We start from the raw sequence: 22,263 nt of genomic DNA, 5'->3' as shown, positions 1-22,263 counted from the left end.
CGGTTGCACGCCCATGGTCGGAGTCACGTCAACCGGCCGGGATTCGGGTTTGCGGCCCCGGGAATTAGGGGCGCCCGAGGCGTGTCTGCGGGCACCCCGGTCGTCGGTGCGGGGGCGGTGCTCGCCTACCATCCCTGCCATGACGGTGCCGCCTGAAGAACTCGAACTGGCCGCCGCCTTCCCCCCGGCGGAACGCGACCGGTGGCGGGAGATGGTGCGGGGCGTGCTGCGCAGAACCGGCGCGGCGTCCGAGGACACCCCCCTCGACGAGATCGAAGGGCTGCTCGCCCACGAGACCTACGACGGCGTCCCGATCGCCGCGCTCTACACCGCCGAGGACTCCGCCCCCGGACGGCCCGGACTCGCCCCGCGCGTGCGCGAGGTCATGCCCGAGGGCGAGGGCCTCGCGGGCTGGGACGTCCGGCAGCGGCACGGCCACCCCGACGCCGAGACGACCCGGGCGGCGATCCTGGCCGACCTGGAGAACGGGGCCACCTCGGTCTGGCTGACGCTCGGCGCGGGCGGCGTCCCGGTGGCGGCGCTGCCGGACGTGCTCCGCGACGTCCATCTGAACCTCGCCCCGGTCGTCCTGGACGCGGGCGCGGAGACCGGCGAGGCCGCCGAGGCGTTCCTGTCCCTGGCCGCCGAGCGCGGCACCGAGCCCGTCGGCAACCTGGGCGCCGACCCGCTGGGCCTGGCCGCCCGCACCGGCGCGCCCGCGGTCATGGACGACGTGGCGGCGCTGGCCGTCCGGTGCGTCCGGGGGTTCCCGAAGGTCCGCGCCTTCACCGTTGACGCGACGCCCTACCACGACGCGGGCGGCGGCGACGCCGACGAGCTCGGCGCGGCCGTGGCCGCCGGGGTCGCCTACCTGCGCGTCCTCACCGGCGCGGGCCTGACCGTGGACGAGGCGTTCGGCCAGATCGAGTTCCGGTTCGCCGTCAACGCCGACCAGTTCGCCTCGATCGCCAAGCTGCGCGCGGCGCGCCGCCTCTGGCAGCGCGTCGCCGAGGTGTCCGGCGCCTCGGACGGGACGGTCGCGACGATCCACGCCGTCACGTCCTCGGCGATGATGACCCGCCGCGACCCGTGGGTGAACATGCTGCGCACCACCGTCGCGACCTTCGCGGCCGGGGTCGGCGGCGCGGACGCGGTGACCGTCCAGCCGTTCGACGCGCGCCTCGGCCTGCCCGACGACTTCTCCCGGCGCATCGCCCGCAACACCCAGACGCTCCTGCTGGAGGAGTCCAGCCTCGCGCGCGTCGTCGACCCGGCGGGCGGCTCCTGGTACGTCGAGCGCCTCACCGAGGACCTCGCGCAGGCCGCCTGGTCCTGGTTCACCGAGATCGAGAAGGCGGGCGGGCTCGCCGCCGCGCTCGCGTCCGGCCTGGTCGCGCGGCGCGTGGGGGGGACCTGGGAGCGCCGCCGCCGCGACGTCGCCCACCGGAAGGCGCCGCTGACCGGCCTGAGCGAGTTCCCGAACCTCGGCGAGAACCTGCCGGCAAGGCGTCCCGCCCCGTCCGCCCCGGAGACCGGCGGACTGCCGGTGGTCACCTACGGGCAGGACTTCGAGGCGCTGCGGGACCGCTCCGACGCGCACCACGCCGCGACCGGCGCCCGCCCGAAGGTGTTCCTGGCGACGCTCGGCCCGGTCGCCGCGCACACCGGCCGCCTCACCTTCGCCGCCAACCTGTTCCAGGCGGGCGGCGTCGAGACCGTCAGCGGCCCGCCCGACGGGTTCGCCGCGTCCGGCGCGACGATCGCGTGCCTGTGCTCGTCCGACAAGGTCTACGAGGAGCAGGCGGCGGACGCCGCCCGCACCCTGCGCGACGCCGGTGCGACGAAGGTCTGGCTCGCGGGTAAGGGCTCCCATGAAGGAGTCGACGCGCGGATCTTCGCCGGATGCGACGCGGTGGACGTCCTCACGACCACCCTCTCCGATCTGGGAGTGAACCGATGATCCCCGACTTCTCCGAGATCGAGCTCGGCGCGCCCGTCACGGCCGACGAGGCCGCCAAGCGCTGGCGCGCCGCCGCCGGGGACGAGACGCTGGTCTGGGAGACCCCCGAGGGCATCGCCGTCCCGTCGGTGTACACCGGCGACGACCTGGCCCCGCTCGACTTCCTGCACACCCTGCCGGGGGTGGCGCCCTTCCTGCGCGGCCCCTACCCGGCCATGTACGCGACCCAGCCGTGGACGATCCGCCAGTACGCGGGCTTCTCCACGGCCGAGGAGTCCAACGCGTTCTACCGGCGCAACCTCGCCGCCGGGCAGAAGGGCCTGTCGGTCGCGTTCGACCTGGCCACCCACCGCGGCTACGACTCCGACCACCCGCGCGTGGCCGGGGACGTCGGCATGGCGGGCGTGGCGATCGACTCGATCTACGACATGCGGCAGCTGTTCGACGGCATCCCGCTGGACCGGATGTCGGTGTCCATGACCATGAACGGCGCGGTGCTGCCGATCATGGCCCTGTACATCGTGGCCGCCGAGGAGCAGGGCGTCGCGCCCGAGGCGCTGGCCGGGACCATCCAGAACGACATCCTCAAGGAGTTCATGGTCCGCAACACCTACATCTACCCGCCCGCGCCGTCCATGCGGATCATCTCGGACATCTTCGCGTTCACCTCGCGGCGGATGCCGAAGTTCAACTCCATCTCGATCTCGGGCTACCACATCCAGGAGGCCGGGGCCACGGCCGACCTGGAGCTGGCGTACACGCTCGCCGACGGCGTCGAGTACATCCGCGCCGGACGCGACGCCGGGCTGTCGATCGACTCGTTCGCGCCGCGCCTGTCGTTCTTCTGGGCGATCGGCATGAACTTCTTCATGGAGGTCGCCAAGCTTCGCGCCGCGCGCCTGCTGTGGGCGAAGCTGGTCAAGCAGTTCGACCCGGAGAACCCCAAGTCGCTGTCGCTGCGGACGCACTCCCAGACGTCCGGCTGGTCCCTGACCGCGCAGGATGTGTTCAACAACGTCGCCCGCACCTGCGTCGAGGCCATGGCCGCCACGCAGGGCCACACCCAGTCGCTGCACACCAACGCGCTGGACGAGGCGCTGGCCCTGCCGACCGACTTCTCCGCCCGCATCGCACGCAACACCCAGCTGCTCCTCCAGCAGGAGTCCGGCACGACCCGGACGATCGACCCGTGGGGCGGCTCCGCCTACGTCGAGCGGCTGACCTACGACCTCGCGCGCCGCGCCTGGGGCCACATCCGGGAGGTCGAGCGGGCGGGCGGCATGGCCCGTGCGATCGACGAAGGCCTGCCCAAGCTGCGCATCGAGGAGGCGGCGGCGCGGACGCAGGCGCGCATCGACTCCGGCCGCCAGCCGGTGATCGGCGTCAACAAGTACCGTCCGGACGCCGACGAGAGCATCGAGGTGCTCAAGGTCGACAACGCGTCCGTCCGCGCGCAGCAGATCGACAAGCTGCGGCGGCTGCGCGAGGAGCGGTCCGAGGACGACGCGCGCTCGGCGCTGGAGGCGCTGACGCGCGCCGCGTCCGCCGCCGAGGCGGGCACCCGCGGCTCCGGCCTGGACGAGAACCTGCTCGCCCTCGCCATCGAAGCGGCCCGCGCCAAGGCGACCGTGGGGGAGATCTCCGACGCGCTCGAGCGGGCCTACGGACGGCACTCCGCGCAGATCCGTACGATCTCCGGTGTGTACCGGGAAGAGGCGGGCGAGGTGTCGGCGATCGAACAGGCGCGCGCCCTGACGGCCGCGTTCGAGGAGGCCGAGGGGCGGCGGCCGCGCATCCTCGTCGCCAAGATGGGCCAGGACGGCCACGACCGAGGCCAGAAGGTCATCGCGACCGGCTTCGCCGACCTCGGCTTCGACGTCGACGTGGGCCCGCTGTTCCAGACCCCCGGCGAGGTCGCCCGCCAGGCGGTCGAGGCCGACGTGCACGTCGTCGGGGTGAACTCGCTGGCCGCCGGGCACCTGACGCTCGTCCCGGCGCTGCGCGCCGAGCTGGCCGCGCTCGGCCGCGACGACATCATGATCGTCGTCGGCGGCGTCATCCCCCCGCAGGACTTCGCCGAGCTGCGCGAGGCGGGCGCCGCGGCGATCTTCCCGCCCGGCACCGTCCTGGCCGAGGCCGCCCAGGACCTGCTGCGCGACCTCGCCTCCCGCCTCGGCCACGGCGACGTCGACCATGGGCAGGGGGAGTCCGGGGAGTGACGCGACCGACGCTGGAGGACTACGTCACCGGCGTCCGGGACGGCTCGCGCGCGTGGATCGCCCGTGCGATCACGCTGGTCGAGTCGTCCCGGCCGGACCACCGCGCGCTGGCGCAGCGGCTGCTGGCCGAGCTGGCCCCGTTCACCGGAGGGGCGCGCCGGATCGGGATCACCGGCGTGCCCGGCGTCGGCAAGTCCACCTTCATCGACGCCCTCGGGACGAACCTCACCTCGGCCGGGCACCGCGTCGCCGTGCTCGCCGTCGACCCCTCGTCCACCCGCTCGGGCGGCTCGATCCTCGGCGACAAGACCCGGATGAACCGCCTCGCGGTGGACCCGCACGCGTTCATCCGCCCGTCCCCGACCGCCGGGACGCTCGGCGGCGTCGCCAAGGCGACCCGCGAGGCCATGGTCGTCATGGAGGCCGCCGGGTACGACGTCGTCCTGGTCGAGACGGTCGGCGTCGGGCAGTCCGAGACGACCGTCGCCGAGATGGTGGACACCTTCCTGTTCCTCACCCTCGCCCGGACGGGCGACCAGCTGCAGGGCATCAAGAAGGGCGTCCTGGAGCTCGCCGACGTCATCGCCGTGAACAAGGCGGACGGTCCGCACGAGATGGAGGCGCGGCGCGCGGCGCGCGAGCTCGCCGGGGCGCTGCGGCTGCTGCGCAGCGAGGAGCGCGCCTCGGACATCCCGGTCCTGACCTGCAGCGCCATCGAGAACGTCGGCCTGGACAAGGTGTGGGACGCCCTCGTCGCCCACCAGGACCGGCTGGCCGCCTCGGGCGAGCTCGACCGCCGCCGCCGCGAGCAGCAGGTCCGCTGGACGTGGGCCATGGTCCGGGACCGCCTCCTGACCGAACTGCACGCGCATCCGGCCGTGCGCGACCTCGCCCCGGAACTCGACGCCGAGGTCGCCGCCGGCACCCTCACGCCCGCCCTCGCCGCCGAGCGGATCCTGGCCGCCTTCACCCGCTGACCTCCGGCGGCGCGGCCGCCGCCCGAGCGGCGCGTCGGGGGACGGGACGTCCGAGACCGGGCCGAACCGCGCACCGGGGTTCCCGTCGCGTCGTATCGGTTGGGTCGCGTCCGGCTCGCAGGCCGCCCGGATCCTGTACAAAGTCGGGATGGACGTCATCGCGCTCGATGATCCGACGGACCCTCAGATCCGGGGCTGGCACGCGGTCCTCGCCGCCGTGCACGCCGCCGAGCCGGACGGCGAGCCCGCCCCCCAGCAGCACCAGACCGCCGCCCGGCTGCTCGGCGCGGAGCAGGGCTCGCGGCAGCGCCTCTGGACCGTCCGGTCCGGACGGGACATGATCGGCGTCGCGACCCTGCGGCTGCCCGGCGAGCCGGGGGCCGACCGTCCGGGCGAGATCGACATCCACGTGCACCCCGCGCACCGGCGCCGCGGCGTCGCGACCCGCCTGCTCGCCGTCGCCGCCGACGCGCTGCGCGCCGACGGACGCACCAGCGCCATCGCCCAGGTCCTCGCGCGTCCGCCCGCCGTGGGCTTCCTCGAGGCGCACGGCTTCCGGCTCGTCCTCACCCTCCAGGGCCTGCTGCTGCGGCTGCCGGACCTGCCTCCCGGCCGGGTGGACGGCCTGCTCGCGTCCGGTCCGTCCGGATACGACCTGGTCCGCTGGTGCGGCGTCGTCCCGGACGCGTACGCGGGCGCGCTGGCGAAGGCCAAGCACGCCATGGCCGACCTCGCCGAGTACGAGGGCGTGCCCTGGGACGCCGACCGCGTCCGCGAGATGGCCGAGATGGTCGCCAAGCGCGGCGACGACCTCTACACCGTCGCCGCCGTCCGGGGCGAGGTGATCGCGGGCTTCACCGAGATCGTCGTCCCGGCGGGCGCGTCCGGACGGGCCGCCCAGTACGACACCGCCGTCGCCCCCGAGCACCGCGGCCGCCGCCTCGGCATCTGGGTCAAGGCCGCGATGCTGACCTGGCTCGCCGAGGAGCGCCCCGAGGTCACCGAGATCGAGACCGACAACTCCGGCGACAACACGCACATGCTCGCCGTCAACGAGGAGATCGGCTTCCGCCGCGAACGCGAGTCCCGCGAGTACCTGGTCTCGGCCGTCGACCTTCCGGCCCTCTGACGCCAACAGCGCCACGGAGAAGGACCACGCCCTGGCCAAGAACACGCCGCGTAACGGATAGCCCGTTGATCTCTCCCGTATCGTGACTCTCGGTGAGGCGAGTCCACGGCTTCGGGGTCCCGGCGGACGGCACCTCGTCTCGCCCTGGACCGATCGGGGGGATCGTGAGCCTGCAAGTGCTCCCGCTGGCCATCACGATGATGGCCGGCCCGCAGATCATGTCCGCGATCATCCTGACGACCACCACCAGGGCCGTGCGGGTCTCGGTGGGGTTCCTGGCCGGCGTGCTCCTCGCGGTGATCGTGGGCATCGCGATCACGCGGACCCTGTTCCACCTGCTCGGCAGCAACGTCTCGCTGGGCAAGGAGTCGGACAACTCGTCCGTGGGGAAGATCATCCAATATGTGCTGGTCGCCCTGCTGGTGCTCCTGATCCTGAGGAACTACCTGACGCGGGCGACGTCGGAGCCGCCCAAATGGCTCGAGGGGCTGATGCACGCCGATCCCCGCAAAGCCTTCAAGACCGGCTTCCTCATCATCCTGCTGATGCCGTCGGACGTCATGGTGATGCTGACGGTCGGGGCCAACCTCGAGCAGAACCACGAGGGGTTCGGCTCGGCGGCGGTGTTCATCCTGGCCACCATCCTGATCGCGTCCCTGCCCCTGCTCGGCCTGCTGCTGCTGGGGCGGCGGGCGGAGCGCGCCATGCCCGCGGTGCGGGACTGGATGGACACCCACAGCTGGCTGGTCAACATCTTCTGCTGCCTGATCTTCATCGTCCTCATCCTGGCGTGAGCCCGATGCACGGCACACGCGAGACAGAGCGGACGAAGCGGGCTTGACCTGGCCCTATCCTCCTTGCTCGTGAAGCTCTTCAAGGGGCGCGGCGGCCCCAAGCGTTACTCCCTGCCCAACGGACAGAGGCTGTCCTGCCCGGTGTGCCAGAACGAGTTGTTCGACCGTAGGTACTACAAACTCAACACCTCCGGCATGGAGTTCATGGACCTCGCCTGGGCGAACAAGAACGCCACGTGCATGGTGTGCTCCGAATGCTGTCACATCCTCTGGTTCGCGTTCTAGGACATGGGGCGGGGCCCTGCGGAGGGCTGTCCGGGGCCTGGCGGCCAGCGTCAGGTTCGAGTTATCCACAGGTTCGCGGGTGACTTTCGAACCGCCGGTCGGAGTGGCCACCCTGGTTGGACAGCGCCCCGCGAGAGGGGCGTCCGACCTGGGAGCAGCACATGCCGTCACCCCGATCCGCCCGCCTCACCGCCCGTTTCCTGATCGCGTCCGCAACGCCTGAGGCTCCGGCCCCGTCCGCCCTACGAGCCCTCTTCCCGGAACTCACCGCGGATCCTGAGTTGCGGGTTCGGGCGAAGCGCTTCCTGGACACGGGCGACCTTCCGCTGCTGGGCCCGCCCCTGCCCAGCCCGTCCATCTGGACGGAACCTCTCCGCGCCTGCGCCGGTCTCGAGTCCGAGGTGGCCCGAGCGCTGGACGCCCCCTTCCACCGCCTGGTCGAGGCTCGTCCGAGCAGGGCCTCACTTCCGGCGAATCTGCAGGCCGTCCGCCTGTTCGCCCGGGCCGTCGCCACCGCGGTCGACGGCGTCCTCGCCGACCTCGACTCCGGCCAGGTGCTGGGCGCCGAGCCCGAGCCGTCCGGCTTCGTCCTGGCCCACGGCTGGGTCGGCGTCTTCATCTCCCCGGACGGCGACGGACTCATCCGAGCCGACACCGCCGGCCTCCACCGCTTCGGCCTCCCCGAGATCTCCGCCCGCAGTGCTCCGCTCGGCCACATCCACCTGGCCGCCAACCTCGTCCGCGGTCTCGCCTATCGCCTGGCCACCGTGCACCACCCCACGCTCCGAACCCTCGACGACCACCCGTCCGCCGGCTCCGTCACGCCCCTGCCGGGCCCCCTCACCCGATGCGCCACCACCGACGTCCTCCGCTTCTGGGGTCTCCCCACCGCTCTCGGCCCGTCCGTCATCGTGAGGCTCATCCCCGCGACCACTCCCTGCCCCGCCTGCGAGACCGCGCTGGAAGCCGTCCCGCCGACCGCCGTCCCGCGTCCGAGTGGTGGCGAACCCAGGCCGCGGCGCTCCCACCGCACCCACATCCGACCTCTCAGTACCAACGCGTCCCGCTGCCCGCCCTGCCCCGGCGTCCACCCACTCCGTCCCACTCACCAACCTCCCCGGCCACGCCCCCTTCCTTATACGAGCCGCCCTCCGTTGTGAGTCTGGGGACGTGAGGGGGAGGGTGTGGGCCCAGGGACGTGAGGTCGGGGAGGCAGGTGGAAAACCCGTTGCTGTGGGGTGGGCGCGGTAGGCAGGCTGTTCTCGGGCTCCGGAATGCCGGAGTCCTGAGGAATTTGCAGTCCATTCCCTTGTGGTTCAAAGGAAGAACGCCGCACCGTTAATGCGGAAATCCAGGTTCGAGTCCTGGTGGGGGAGCTGCACGTGGTCGGGGAGGTGAGCGGTGAACGTGCTCGTGCTGAACGCGTCCTATGAGCCCTTACAAAAAGTGGATCTGCGGCACGCCATACGCATGCTCGTGCGTGAGGTGGCGGTCGTCGAGGAGGCGGAGGAGGGGCGCACCATCGGTCGGTTCCCCGTGCCGAGGGTGCTCCGTCTCGTCCGCTACGTCGCCATGCGCTGGCGCCACGGCAGGCGGCCTCCGTGGACCAAGCGCGGCGTCTACCTGCGCGACCGCGGTCACTGCGCCTACTGCGGCGGACGCGGCAACACCATCGACCACGTTCTCCCGCAGTCCCGCGGCGGCGGCGACACCTGGGAGAACACCGTCCTGGCCTGCGGCCGCTGCAACAACCGCAAGGCCGACCGCACCCCGTCCGAAGCGGGTCTGCCCCTGCGTCTCAAGCCCCGCATCCCCCACTGGGAGGAACTCGTCTCCCTCTGACCACGCCGTTCACCGACACACATCTGGTGGCCTGGCGTCTTTGCCCAAGACACGGGCGCCAGAGCCGCGGATGCCAGAGGCGGTGTCGTGATGACCTTCGCCAGACGCCGGCGTCTCGAACGGTCCGTCCATCGGGGAGGTTGCTGTGCTGGTCTGGGCAACGCACCGCCTCGCGCACGGAACCGATGGCGCCGATGAATGTGGTCATCCTGCCGCTCCATTTGCGCTACGGGTTGTTGCAATCTCCCGGCCGCTCACTGGATGTCGACGCAGAAGAGCAGTGGCGTACCGAATGGCCTGCCAGTCCGTTCGCGCTTGAAGTGGTGCGTCACAAACGTGGGCTGCCAGGCTGGACTTAGAGGCCATAACAAGATGTGTATGTAGCGCGACATGTGGTGACGGGCGGGTGTGGTGTGGGTGGGTGCATGAGGGCGAGCAACCCCCGTGGATCGTGCCTGACAGCCTGTGGGAGCGGATCGAGCCGCTGCTGCCGAAGGTCGAGCGGCGCAAGCGTCATGCGGGCCGCAACCGGTTGGATGACAGGAAGGTGTTGTGCGGGATCTTGTTCGTCCTGCATGCCGGGATCCGGTGGGAGTTCCTGCCGCAGGAGTTGGGGTTCGGGTCGGGGATGACGTGCTGGCGTCGTCTGGCCGAGTGGCATTGGGCCGGAGTGTGGACGAGTCTGCATTGCCCGCTGCCGGAGGAGTTGCAGGCCGTCGGCCAGTTGGACTGGTCCAGGGCGGTGATCGACAGCTCTCACGTGCGGGCGATGAAGGGCGGCCCAAAACCGGACGGAGCCCGGCCGACCGCGGACGGCCGGGCTCCAAACACCACGTCCTCACCGACGGTCACGGCACCCCGCTCGCGCTGACGTTGACCGGCGGGAACCGCAACGATGTCACCCAGCTGCTGCCGCTGCTGGACAAGGTCCTGCGGGTCCGCGGCCGGGTCGGACGCCCTCGCTCCAGACCCAAACGCCTGCTGGCAGACCGCGGCTACGACCACGACGAATACCGGCGGCTGTTCTGGAGGCGGGGCATCAAACCGGTCATCGCCCGCCGCGGAACCGACCACGGCTCAGGTCTAGGTGTCCACCGCTACGTCGTCGAACGCGCCATCGGCCTGTTCCACTGGCGGGTCTCGCGGTGCTGACACCACGAGTGCGCGTCCCGGTGACGGCGGGTTGCTCACTCGGGCCTACCCAGCTCGCTGGGGCTCATTTTCATTCTCCAGGTCGGCCGCTGCGTGGGTCCCTGGACGGGCGGACAGGGCACCCAGCTCTCGGCCCTCGCGATCTGGGGGGCGCTCTTCCGAACGGGGCAGAAGTCTGCGTGGCGAACACTGAGGGCGCCCGCGAACTGGCTGCGCGCAGAAGCAGCGCCGTGGCGGTTCTCCAATGCTCGGGTCCACGCACGCAATGAATTCTGGCCATGACCTTATGTAGTCACTGACCTAGGAATCAGTCAAGAGGGCTGTTAGGGACGCGTCCTGTCGATCTCCGGTTTACCTTCCTTGAAGGTGACGTAGATCACGACAGTTTCGCTGGGGTGAATGAGTCCTGGCTGGACTCGCCTGCCAGGCAGATTGGTCCAGTCTTCGTGGTCGAGTTCGACGTCCAAGTCCTCGCAGTTCAGAGAGATATCGTTCCTGGCTGAGTGGTCGTTGAGTGCAGCCTGAGGCTAATTGGCCTAGTGATGTAAGTCATAGTCGGCCCAGGGACTGGGTCTTCCCAGTGATCGCGGCGCACGGCTACCTTTAGCCCGCTTTACGTTGCGCTTACTTTCCTGGGGTGTCTGTGGCCGGTTGGCGTCCTTTGCGGTGGTGTGTCCGGAGTATGGGTGGTGGTCCGACCAGACGCCGTCTGCGACTGGTCCCCGGAGGGATGGCGCCGATTCTCGGCTTGACCCTGCCCTCCGTTCCGTTCGCCGGAGCGGCGGAGGTGGTGCATGCGGACGAATCTCCCGGCGTGGCCACGACTCAGGATGCGGCGCTGGCCGCCGCGAGGAAGACGGGCAAGCCGGTCCAGGTTTCCTCACTGCTGACCTCGCAGTGGGAGGTCAATGCCCTGCCGAACGGGCAGATGGAACCCGTTCTGAACGCCAAGCCCAGCCAGCAGTGGACGCTGCGCGAGGTGAGCGACGGTGACTACAAGCTCGTCAACGTGAACAGCGGGAAGTGCGCCGACGTCGGCGCGGACGGCGACGGCGCCGAGGTCTGGCAGTGGGGCTGCTACGACGCCGTCGGTCAGCTCTGGAACATCGTCAAGCAGGACAACGGCGTCGACATCGTCTCCAAGCGCAGCGGCAAGTGCGTGGAGGTGTGGGAATCGTCCACCGGGGACGGCGCCCGAGTCCTGCAGTGGACCTGCAGCGGGGACGCCGCCCAGCGCTGGAAGCTCACCTCGGTGAACACCGCCGTCCTCGGCGGCACCGACCACACGCTCGGCGTCGAGGCCCGAACCGGATCGACGGCGCTCAAACTGAACTCCGACGGTGACGCGAACACCGTGGGCTACGCCGAGACCGCGCTTCGGTGATCGATCCGGTCAAGAGCTACTCCGTTGTGGCCTGGGCGAAGCTCGGCAAGGACGAGGGGCACCAGACCGTCACCAGCCAGGACGGGCACAGCGAGGCTGCGTTCCAGCTGGAGTACGTCGGCGGCTACCGCGGCCAGTCGAGTTGGACCAACAAGTGGGGCGTGGTCGTCCGGCTCACCGACGATCCCAACGCGCAGATTCGGGCGACCTACTCCGCGTCCGAGGTCAAGGTCGGGCAGCGGACGCAGCTGGTTGGCGTCTTCGAGGTGCCCAATAAGGACGGCAAGGGCAAGATCAGCCTCTACGTCGATGGGAAGCCGGCCGGCGCCCCGGTCGACGTGGACATGAGCGGATGGAACCTCACCAAGCGCGGTAAGTTCGCCTTCGGCCGCACGCTCTGGCACGGCGGCCCGACCGACTACTTTAACGGAGAGATCGACGACATTTGGGCCTTCGACCACGCCGTCACCCCCGCGCAGGTCGAGGCCTGGTACCGCCCGACGGTGCAGGCCCGCTGGAAGCTCAACGGTCCGCCCGGCTCCAACGGCACGGTCAGCGGCGACTCCGGGCCCGGCAACGCGCTGACGCTGAAGGGCGGCGCACAGATCGCCGCCGGGAACAACCGCAAGATCCCGAACAAGCAGTGCCTCGTCCCCGGCGGCAAGCAGGTGGGCGGGGCCGGGGCGCAGGCCTCAGGCCCGGTGGTCGACGCCGACGGCAGCTTCACGGTGACGGCGATGGTGGACGCGGCCAAGCCGACGGCGCCGATGACGGCCCTGTCGGTAGCCGGGGACAAGCAGAGCACGTTCCGCGTTCGCTACAACCCCAAGGTCGGGGAGCGTCCGTGCGACCCCGACTACGACGACCCGGCGACGTTCGGCCCCAGCATCGCCGGCTGGGAGCCCGTGACCAGTCTGGAAGGCGCCACGACGGCCCCGGCGGTGGTGCGCAACGTGTCCGCCCGCCGGATCTGCAGCAACGACGGGCCGGACGTTCTGTCCCTGGTATACGACGCCCCGACTCACACGGTGTCGCTCTTTCTGAACGGCGCCGAAGAGGACCCGACCGATTTCGCGTCGAGTACCTCAGGCCTGTCGATCTTCAAGGCGACGGGACTGCTGCAGATCGGTCGCGGCCTGGTCGACGGCAAGACCGGCGACACCGATCCCTTCCGTGAATATCTCTCGGGCATGGTCGACGACGTGTGGGTGACCAAGGGGGTGCTCTCCGAGGACGAGGTCAGCCCCCTGAGCAACCCGATAGATCCGGAGACCCACCAAGACAATCCAGAACTGCCCCTCGCCTACACCGACGACTAGTCACGCACCGATGAGTGAGCCGCGAAACCTGGCCCGCTCATCGCACGGCCATGGGTCGCCGATGTGATCCGTGGGTTGAGAGTGATCGCTCACCCCTTGTTCTTGCCGAAGAGGCTGCGAAGAGTCCGCCCAGGGGGTTCTGGACGGAGCTATGGAGGTAGTTGTGAAGACGCGTGGCGCTCGCATGTCGTTGACTCGATGGAGTCGGGCGCGCATGAGTGTTGCGGTGGGTGTCACGGCGGCCTTGGTAGCCGGTTTGGCCACGCCGGCCTCCGCTCAGCCAACAGGCGCGGATCGACACAGGTTCTCTGACGGCAAGCCCGTCAAAGGGCACGACCTTTCGGTCCGATCCCGCAAGGCGGCCAACAAGAAGCTGACCGAACAGCCTCTCGGCCGTCCGAGCTGGCCCGCTCCGGGTGACGCCGAGGGCAAGGTCGCTGCTGCCGGCTCTTGGAACCACGTCGGGAAGCTCCCGGTCTGGGTGACGGCTCCGCGACCGGACCGCCAAAGGCGTCTGGGACCGCGAACTCCTGTCCGCGCGCAGGAAGCGGCCAAGCAGGTCAAGGTTCAGGTACTCGACCGAAAGTTGAGCAAGCGGGCCGGAGTGGACGGCGTGATGTTCGCCGTCAGCCGCGTCGACCAGAACACTCCGGGCGGCGTCATGGTCGGCCTCGACTACTCGGACTTCGCCACCGCGTTCGGCGGGAACTATGCCTCGCGTCTGCGCCTGGTGCAGTATCCGGCCTGTGTGCTGACCACGCCTGAGCGGCCAGAGTGCCGCACGGCCGTCCCGCTGGTCACCGATAACGACACTCAACGCCACACACTCGCCACCCAGGTCCAGGCGAGCCCCGAGCCCGGCAGCAATCGTCCGGCGACCGCACCCAGTGATGCCCCGACCTCCCCTTCTCCGAGCGTTGGGTCGGTCCGTCCTTCCGCATCGGGCTCCCCGGCGGCTCTCCAAGGCGCGACGGTGCTGGCCACCGAGGCCGGGGCGTCGGGTGAGAACGGCGACTACAAGGCGACGTCGTTGTCGCCGTCCTCGACATGGAACGTCGGGACCAGCACTGGGGAGTTCTCCTGGTCCTACCCGATGAAGGTCCCGCCGGTTCCCGGAGGCCGGGAGCCGAAGGTCGGCCTGAACTACTCCTCGGGCGCAGTCGACGGACGCACGTCCGGAAGCGGCGCCCAATCAGGCTGGGTCGGCGAGGGGTTCGACCTGTGGTCCGGTTTCATCGAGCGCCGCTACAAGTCCTGCGACGACGATGATGCGCCCAAGGACGCGAACGGCAACTATCCTGGCGACCAGTGCTGGGGTTATGACAACGCCACCATCACCTGGAACGGCCACGGCGGCGAACTCATCCCAGATGGCAACGGCAAGTGGCACCTGAAGAACGATGACGGTACTCGCATTGAGCGGTTGACCGACGCGAACGTCGACAACGGCGACAACGACAACGAGTACTGGAAGCTCACCACCACCGACGGCACCGCCTACTACTTCGGCTCCAACAAGGGTGCCGACGGCAAGAAGCCCGCCACGAACTCCACCTGGACCGTCCCGGTGTTCGGCGACGACAAGGACGAGCCCTGCCACAAGGACGCCTTCGCCGACTCCTGGTGCCAGCAGGCATGGCGTTGGAACCTGGACTACGTTGTCGACCCCAACGGCAACGCGATCACCTACTACTACGACACCGAGAACAACTACTACGGCCGCAACCTCAAGGCCGAGGACGAGACGCCCTACATCCGCGGTGGGGTGCTCAACCGCATCGAGTACGGGCTGCGTTCGGACAACCTGACCGCCACCGCTCCGGCGCGCGTCCTATTCGGCAGCAAGGAACGCTGCTTGGACAGCGACACCAACTGCGACCCGGACAAGATCGCCGACAACCAGAACCTCTGGCCGGACGTTCCGTGGGACCTCAACTGCAAGAAGGACACCGAGTGCAAGGACTTCCACGGGATCTCGTCCCCGACGTTCTGGACGCGTAAGCGCCTGGACACCGTCACCACCCAGATTCTGAAGGCGGACGGGACCTGGCGCGGGGTGGACTCCTGGACGCTGAACTACAAGTGGGGCACTGCCGACTACGATCGTGCGCTGCTGCCGCTGTCGATCCAGCACACCGGCCTCGCAGCCACCACGCCGATCACTCTCCCCAAGACGACCCTCGACTACGAGGAGCGCAGCAACCGGGTTCGCACCGGAGACACCGGCGGCCTGCTGAAGTACCGGCTGGACTACGTCGCCGACGAGTACGGCAGCGAGATCTCGGTCGACTACAGCACCGCCCAGTGCACCCCGACCACGCTTCCGAGCCCGGAGAACAACACCAAGCGGTGCTTCCCGGTCTACTGGTCCTACGCGGGTTCGATGGACCCCAAGCTCGACTGGTTCAACAAGTACGTCGTCAACGACGTGATCGTCCGGGACCGGACCGGCCGAACCCCGGACATGGTGACCAAGTACGCCTACGGCGAGAACGAGGGCGCGGCCTGGCACTTCGACGACGACGACGGGCTGATCAAGGAGAAGTACAAGTCCTGGAGCCAGTGGCGGGGCTACTCCAAGGTCAGCGTCCTGACCGGCTCGGACCTGCTCGACGATCTCGCGTCCCAGACCGACCACTACTACCTGCGCGGCATGGACGGCGACCGCTCCTCGGCCACCGACCCCAAGACGACCCGCGGCGTCCTGGTCGACGACGGCAACGGCGGCACGGTCAGGGACGACGACGCCTTCGCCGGCCAGGAGCTGCGCACCGTCCGGCTGAGCAAGCCGGGCGGCAGCGTCGTCGACTGGAAGCAGAACATCCCGCGCAAGTTCCAGACCGCATCACGGACACGGCCGTGGGGAACGGTCACGGCCGACTTCGTGGCCACGGAGTACGCGCGCACCTTCACTCCCACCGGGCCCGGTGCATGGCGCAAGACCGAGACCCGCACCGACTACGACGCAGAGACCGCCCGTCCGAACTGGATCTCCGACCTGGGCGGACCGGGCACGGCCGACGACCGCTGCACCCGCTACACCTACGCCGACAACACCACCGCGTGGGTGCGCAGCCTGGTCGCCGAGAAGGAAGTGCTGACCGGCTCCTGCGAGCGCAGCGACGTCGACCGCACAAAGGACGTGCTGTCCGCCGCCCGCACCTACTACGACGGCACGGCCGCCGCTCCCAAGAGCGGTTTCAAGACGGTGACCCGCGGCCGGCTGACCTACTCAGAGCGACTGGTCTCCCACGCCGCCGTCGACGGCTCCAAGCCCACCTACCAGAAGGTGTCGGCCGTCACCGGCTTCGACGACTTCGGACGCGCGACCAAGGTGGAGGGCGCCGACGGCGCCGTGACCACCACCGTCTACACGCAGACCGGACCTGCTGGCAGCCCTGGACTGACCAACAAGGTCAACGTCACCAAGCCGCCGGTGAAGAAGGACGACGGCACCAGCCTCCAACTGACCTCGTCGGTCACCATGGACGTCGCCTGGGCCCAGCCGATCGTCAACAACGACGACTCGGGCAGCAAGACCGAGATCTACTACGACGCGCTCGGCCGTACCACCCGGGTCTGGCTCCCCGACCGCAACCGCACGGCCGGCCAAGGCCCGAGCCTGGAGTTCACCTACCAAGTCGCAGAGGGCGCCCCCGTGGTCACCGGCGCACACAAGGTCACCAACACCGGTGCGCTGGGACCCTTCACGTACCAGATCTTCGACGGACTCCAGCGCGTCCGTCAGGTCCAGTCGCCGGGACAGAACGGCGGCCGGGTCATCACCGACACCATGTACGACGGACGCGGCCAGGTCAGTTGGGTCTACAACTCCTTCTACAACGACCAGTCCGGACCTGCGCCGAGCCTGTTCGGTCCCGACATGCAGGGCCTGGTGCACAGCCAGACCCGCTACAGCTACGACGGGGTCGGCCGTAAGACCCGCGAGGCGCTGCTCCCCGGCGCAGGCGACAACGCCGAAGTGCTGGCCACCGGCTACGCCTACGGCAGCGACGCCAACGGCGACTGGGTCACCACGACGCCCCCCGAGGGCGGCACCCCCACCACCGCCTACGCTGACGCGCGCGGTCGCAACATCGAGACCCGGCAGCAGAGCTCGGCATCCGGCGGATTCCTCACCACCCGCTACACCTACGATGCCGCCGACCGGGTCACGAAGATCACGGGCCCCGGCAACAAGACGTGGGAGAACCACTACGACCAGCGCGGACGCCTGACCTCGTCCAGTGACCCGGACAAGGGAACCGGCACCCTCACCTACGACGACTTCGATCGCGTGATCTCTGCCGCGGACGCGCGCGGCAACGCCGGCAAGACCTTCACGGACTACGACGAGCTCGGCCGCAAGGTGCGCCTCTACGCCGCCGATAAGGACGGCAACAAGGGCGACCTGGTTGCGCTGTGGGGGTATGACACCGTCCGGCCCGGGCAGTTGACCTTCGCCTCCCGGATGGCCAAGGGCGCCGACGGCAAGACCTATGAGTACAAGTCCCGCATCGACGACTACGACTCGGCCAACCGCCCCAAGCTGACCAGCATGACCGTTCCAGCCGGTGCTGAAGGCCAGGGCATCGACGGCACCTATCAGTTCAGCACCGCCTACAACCCGGACGGCACCGTTCAGTCCGCCGGGCTTCCCGCCGCCGGTGACCTTCCCGCCGAGGTGGTCACCAGCAGTTACGACGACCTCCAACGGCCCGTGAAGCTGACCGGACTGTCCAGCTACGTCACCGGCACGAGCTACACCAACATCAACCAGATCAGCGGCTACCTGTTGGCCGCGGGCGGCAAGCAAATCGACGTCGGCTTCGACTACGACTCCGCCACCGGACGGCTGACTCGCTCTGTCGCCAGCCGCGAAGGAGTCGACGGCTACGACCGAGACGCCACCTATTCCTACAACCCCGTCGGCACCATCAGCCGCGTCACCGATGTGACCGGGGCGAGCACCAGTGGCGTCACCACCGAGACCCAGTGTTTCCAGTACGACTACCAGCAGCGCCTCACCAACGCCTGGACACAGGGCACCACCGGCTGCGCGTCAGACCCGGCCACGGCCGACATCACCGGTCCCGACGCCTACCGCAAGCGCTACTCCTACTCTGACGACGGCAACCGCACCAAAGAGGAGACCTGGGCCGGCGGGCCTGGCGGAGGCACCTGGCGCTGGAACCGCGACTACCGCTACGCCGGTGACACGGGTGTGGGTACCGGATACGCGGGACACCAACTCGCCGAGTACACCCAGCAGGTCGACGGCACCAGCGGAGCCCAAAGCAAGACCTACTCCTACAGCTACGACGCGGCCGGAAACACCACCCAACGCACTGAGGGAACCAACTCCCTCAAGTACACGTGGGACAGCACTGGCGAGATCGCTCAGAGCGACGACACCGCCAACGGCAAGAACACCTTCGTCTACGACGCCGACGGAAACCGCCTCATCCGTCGTGACTCGACCGGCACCACCCTCTACTTGGCCGGCATGGAAGTCCGCCTGGCCAGCGGTACCACTACCGCGACCCGCTACTACGGCCACTCCGGTCAGACCGTCGCCATGCGCACCGCCGCCGGCGTCACCTTCCTGATCAACGACCAGCACAACACCGCGCAACTGGCCATCGAGGCCAACAATCTCTCCAAGATCAGCCGTCGCCGCTACAGCCCGTTCGGCGAGGAACGAGGAACACCCGCCTTCCTCTGGCCCACCCGGATGGACAGGGGCTTCGTCGGCGGCACCAAGGACAACACCGGTCTCACCCACCTCGGCGCCCGCGAGTACGACCCCGCCACCGGACGCTTCATCTCCCCGGACCCCGTGTTCGACGCCAAGGACCCACAGTCCTGGAACAACTACGCCTACGCCGACAACAGCCCGGTCAGCCAGTCCGACGCCGACGGCACCTGGTGCCGGCGCATCAACGGCGACCTCGACTGCAACAACGGCGACGGAGTCGACCGACGCCCCCGGCCCAACAACGACAACGGCTACGACGTCTACGACAACAACGGCAACTACGTCACCGGAAGCCCGGTTAGTGCCCCCAACGACACAGTCGGCTGGGCAAATATCGTACCGATTCCCCCGGTTGTGAAGCCTGAGGTCTTCCGCGAGCAGTTCTTGGCCGCCTATATGCGCTATTACGACGGGCGCGTGCCGACGAAGATGCCCGATGCTCAAGCTGAATGGGACCTGCGAGCTGCCGTTGACGCCTGCTTCGCCATCAAATCGTGCAGAGACAGTCCCTGGCAAGGCACGCTCCGGGGGGCCTTGTTTGTCGCGATGGGCCCCGACATGTTCGGTGGGGGCGTCGGCGGTGCAGGTAAGGCACTACTGAAGAAATTCGGGCTCAATTCACTCAGAGCTGCGGTGAAACCCAGCCTACTTAAGGCGATGCTCCGGCAATGTAACAGTTTTGTCCCTGGCACCCAGGTTCTGATGGGTGACGGCACTCGCGAGTCAATCGAGAAAATTCGGGTTGGCGACAAGGTGATCGCCACTGACACGAAAACCGGTAGAACTCGCACAGAAGTAGTATTGGCCGCCTTCGGCGGGAATCAATATGACCACCTGGTAAGGATACGGGTGGACGGTAGGGCAAGAGCCGGTGGCGTTGTACTCGCCACCGAACATCATGCATTCTGGAATCCGCTCCAAGGGCGATGGAGACGAGCCGATTTGCTCAAGACGGGGGACAGTCTCCGTATGCCAGACGGCGGGATGGCGCGAGTTGTCTCAGTCTCTAGCCTTAATCAACACCCGCGTGTCCACGACCTGACTGTCGCGAACGATCACACCTTTTACGTGCTCGCCGGTGATACTCCCGTGCTCGTTCATAATTCGGAACCGTGCCCAACGGCGCGCTTTATCACTGGCGCCAATGGTGTGACGATCGACCTTAAGCCTTTGGGTAGAGGGTCAACTGGAAGGGCGATGCCAAATAGTCTATATGAGCAGCTCGCGATGGAAACCGTCATGGCGAACCCGACAGCGGGACGGGTCATCCCGCTAAAGAAGGGCATGACCGATCCCCGGTGGATGGGATCGGATGGCTGGGTGAAAATGACCCAGAGAGTTAACATGGGGGTCGAGGGTGACGTGGAGATTCATTATGTAATGAACACTGTCACTGGGAGTGTCGACGATTACAAGTTTAAGTAGTCCCTTGAATCTATGCTGGCCGATATGGGGAGGTCGGGAATTTATTTCCGACCTCCGGGCATGTTTCGTGCTTTAAGGGGATCCATTAATAATGGACTCGGGGGCTCTTGGCGCTTGATTTTCGTTATCCGGCGATGCGGTCGTTCCATCGCAGCGGTGTCCGGGCAACGGGTAAGGTTGCTGGAGTGTAGTTATCTAGCTTGAGTTGGTGGTTGGGAGGTGGCATCCCCGCTGCGGTTGGTGGTGAGACAAGGTGCACGGTTACGATCCTGTCCACAGCAGGGGTGGTAGCCGACTCCAACGGCATGACGGTCAAGCTAAACTACATCGCAAGCTGCGGGTGGTTTGAGGAGCTGGAATGAAAGTAGTCTGCATTAGAGGACGTGCCATCGTCACCGTGATTTCGGCTGCATATAATCCTATGGCAGTAGCCGATGTTACTATTGGGTCGAGTTATCCGGTAGCCGCGATATCGATATATTCCGGCATGGTGATGGTGTTGATTCGAGACGACGCCCAGCTCCCGTGCTGGTATCCCATGGAAATGTTTGACGTGGTGGACCCGCATTTGCCGTCCGACTGGCTGTTCGCTAACTATTCTGACTCTGAGTTCCTTCAGGCGATCTGGGGATATGAGGAGCTAGTAATGGATGAGTCTCATTACGACGCGTTGCTGGAACGTGAAGATGGTGCCCTGGTAATATTTAACGCCAGGGTATCGTCATTTCTTTGAAGATCGATAACTCGCAGGCTGGCACCTGGTTGGTGCCAAGGGTGGCCCTCGTTCGCCTACGTCACCGTCACCGTTGCCGTCAAGCAGAGAGGGGTACGTAGGTCCTTGCGGATCCGGCCGTCCTTGGCGGGCGAGATGGACACTTCTGGCATGGCCGCGAGGCGGTGTTCGGGTAACCGAGATCTTTTTGTGCCGGGATGGGCTGCCGGGCCGGAGGCAGGAAGCGGGCCTGCCTCGGCCGGTCGTCAGCCTGTGGCGCGCGCCGGAGGCGTGCTCTTGATACTTGCAGAGAAACCGTTCATCTGGGCCAAGGACGCCGACGACATTTTCGCCGTATACTGCACACGAATTAACAACTCAAGACACTGGAACGCTGAATCATCATCGTGTACCGAGCGGCAGCCAGGAGTGCGGTGGCGAGCTGACCAGCCGGTCCTTCTGCACCGGGGAGGGTGCAGGCGGTCCTGAAGTAAGTGCCCATGGATGGGTACGGTGATCTACCTAAAGAGCAGTACCAGTACGCCGTCTCGGTTGCTGACCTTGGCAGGGCTGACGCGGGCGCCCAGGACGGTGCCGAACGTGTCGGTCAGCAGATGCCGTTTGACCCCGGGTACCTTCTTGGCGCCGTCGTACCCGTGTTGGCCGCCCCGGTCTGTAACCCGCACGCTCTGGCTGTCGATGATGCCGGCGCTCGGTGCGGCCTCGCCTCCCCGGTAACGGCGCTCGTGTTCACGCAAGTGGGTCAGTAACCGTTCCCACAAGCCGGCGATCCGCGAGGACCGCCATAGTGGTAGACCATCTGCCTTGGCGGCAGGTCCTGCGGGAGCAACCGCCAGGCACACCCGGCCCGCACCCAGTAGGCCAGCGCGTTCACGATCTCCCGACGCGGATGCACCGGCGGGTGACCACACGGTTTCGGAGGCGGAATCAGCGGCGCGACCAACGCCCACTCATCCTCGAACAGAACCGCGTCCCAGATCTGCAGACTCGAGGGCGGGAAGACCACCACCCTGCAGTGCTGGCAGTAGATTCACGACCTGCTCGACGCGGGCGTCGGACTCCTGGAATGCGCCCGGCGACTGACCTCGCCCTGAACACCGTCAAACGGTATGCCCGGATCGATAAACCCGAGCAGATGCGGCGAGCACCGTAATACCGGCCCACGCTCGTCGACCCTTATCGCGATTACCTGCGCAACGCAGGGCCGACGACCCCGCGGTTCCCGTCCCTCGGTTTCTTGGTGAGATCCGGGAACGCGGCTACACCGGCAGCCAGAACCTGCCCTA

Annotated in this window: 14 protein-coding genes, 1 tRNA gene and 1 pseudogene; 14 read left to right on the top strand and 2 right to left on the bottom strand. The window is 67.9% G+C overall.

The features are described from left to right. The first annotated feature begins 139 nt into the window (after positions 1-139). From AB0L06_RS39185 to AB0L06_RS39120, 14 genes and pseudogenes are all read left to right on the top strand, one after another. Positions 140-1,960: a methylmalonyl-CoA mutase family protein gene (locus AB0L06_RS39185; protein WP_500236324.1), complete on the top strand. Its 1,821-nt coding sequence runs from the start codon at positions 140-142 to the stop codon at positions 1,958-1,960. Further along, on the top strand, positions 1,957-4,179 hold the full coding sequence (gene scpA / locus AB0L06_RS39180) for a methylmalonyl-CoA mutase (protein ID WP_500236322.1): 2,223 nt from the start codon (positions 1,957-1,959) through the stop codon (positions 4,177-4,179). The genes AB0L06_RS39185 and scpA overlap by 4 nt, the downstream gene beginning before the upstream one ends. Next, entirely contained in the window at positions 4,176-5,156 is a 981-nt protein-coding gene (meaB, locus tag AB0L06_RS39175; protein ID WP_500236320.1) for a methylmalonyl Co-A mutase-associated GTPase MeaB, read from the top strand. The genes scpA and meaB overlap by 4 nt, the downstream gene beginning before the upstream one ends. 148 nt (positions 5,157-5,304) lie before the next feature. Continuing rightward, on the top strand, positions 5,305-6,285 hold the full coding sequence (locus tag AB0L06_RS39170; RefSeq protein WP_500236319.1) for a GNAT family N-acetyltransferase: 981 nt from the start codon (positions 5,305-5,307) through the stop codon (positions 6,283-6,285). Between the two features lie 164 nt (positions 6,286-6,449). Continuing rightward, positions 6,450-7,079, top strand: coding sequence for a GAP family protein (locus AB0L06_RS39165; protein WP_500236318.1), 630 nt, complete (start codon positions 6,450-6,452; stop codon positions 7,077-7,079). Between the two features lie 69 nt (positions 7,080-7,148). After that, positions 7,149-7,364: a hypothetical protein gene (locus tag AB0L06_RS39160; RefSeq protein ID WP_500236317.1), complete on the top strand. Its 216-nt coding sequence runs from the start codon at positions 7,149-7,151 to the stop codon at positions 7,362-7,364. 161 nt (positions 7,365-7,525) lie between these two features. Beyond that, on the top strand, positions 7,526-8,524 hold the full coding sequence (locus AB0L06_RS39155) for a hypothetical protein (RefSeq protein ID WP_500236315.1): 999 nt from the start codon (positions 7,526-7,528) through the stop codon (positions 8,522-8,524). A gap of 145 nt (positions 8,525-8,669) precedes the next feature. After that, a tRNA-Asn gene (locus AB0L06_RS39150) sits at positions 8,670-8,740 on the top strand. Positions 8,741-8,765: 25 nt separating this feature from the next. Further along, entirely contained in the window at positions 8,766-9,206 is a 441-nt protein-coding gene (locus AB0L06_RS39145) for an HNH endonuclease (RefSeq protein WP_500236299.1), read from the top strand. Positions 9,207-9,654: 448 nt separating this feature from the next. Then, positions 9,655-10,337 (top strand): annotated as a pseudogene (locus AB0L06_RS39140) (IS5 family transposase); the annotation flags it as partial. Between the two features lie 835 nt (positions 10,338-11,172). Next, complete coding sequence (locus AB0L06_RS39135) at positions 11,173-11,742, top strand: RICIN domain-containing protein (protein WP_500236313.1); 570 nt, start codon at positions 11,173-11,175, stop codon at positions 11,740-11,742. After that, entirely contained in the window at positions 11,739-13,061 is a 1,323-nt protein-coding gene (locus tag AB0L06_RS39130) for a LamG domain-containing protein (protein ID WP_500236312.1), read from the top strand. Before AB0L06_RS39135 ends, AB0L06_RS39130 begins: the two co-directional genes overlap by 4 nt. A gap of 214 nt (positions 13,062-13,275) precedes the next feature. Further along, the gene (locus AB0L06_RS39125) at positions 13,276-20,244 is read left to right on the top strand and encodes a polymorphic toxin-type HINT domain-containing protein (RefSeq protein WP_500236310.1); all 6,969 of its coding nucleotides are present in this window, start codon (positions 13,276-13,278) and stop codon (positions 20,242-20,244) included. 358 nt (positions 20,245-20,602) lie between these two features. Continuing rightward, complete coding sequence (locus tag AB0L06_RS39120) at positions 20,603-20,977, top strand: hypothetical protein (protein ID WP_500236308.1); 375 nt, start codon at positions 20,603-20,605, stop codon at positions 20,975-20,977. 497 nt (positions 20,978-21,474) lie between these two features. Here AB0L06_RS39120 and AB0L06_RS39115 read toward each other — a convergent pair whose 3' ends face one another. Together AB0L06_RS39115 and AB0L06_RS39110 are read right to left on the bottom strand one after the other, a co-directional pair. Continuing rightward, positions 21,475-21,714, bottom strand: a complete 240-nt coding sequence (locus tag AB0L06_RS39115; RefSeq protein WP_500236306.1) for a transposase — start codon at positions 21,712-21,714, stop codon at positions 21,475-21,477. A 5-nt stretch (positions 21,715-21,719) separates the two neighbouring features. Continuing rightward, complete coding sequence (locus AB0L06_RS39110; RefSeq protein WP_500236380.1) at positions 21,720-21,983, bottom strand: transposase; 264 nt, start codon at positions 21,981-21,983, stop codon at positions 21,720-21,722. Positions 21,984-22,263: the final 280 nt, after the last annotated feature.

It is taken from the genome of Spirillospora sp. NPDC052269, from assembly GCF_040679435.1.
Lineage (GTDB): Bacteria > Actinomycetota > Actinomycetes > Streptosporangiales > Streptosporangiaceae > Spirillospora.
Note: the sequence above shows the minus strand (reverse complement) of the source record. Positions and strands in the feature narration are given on the sequence as shown.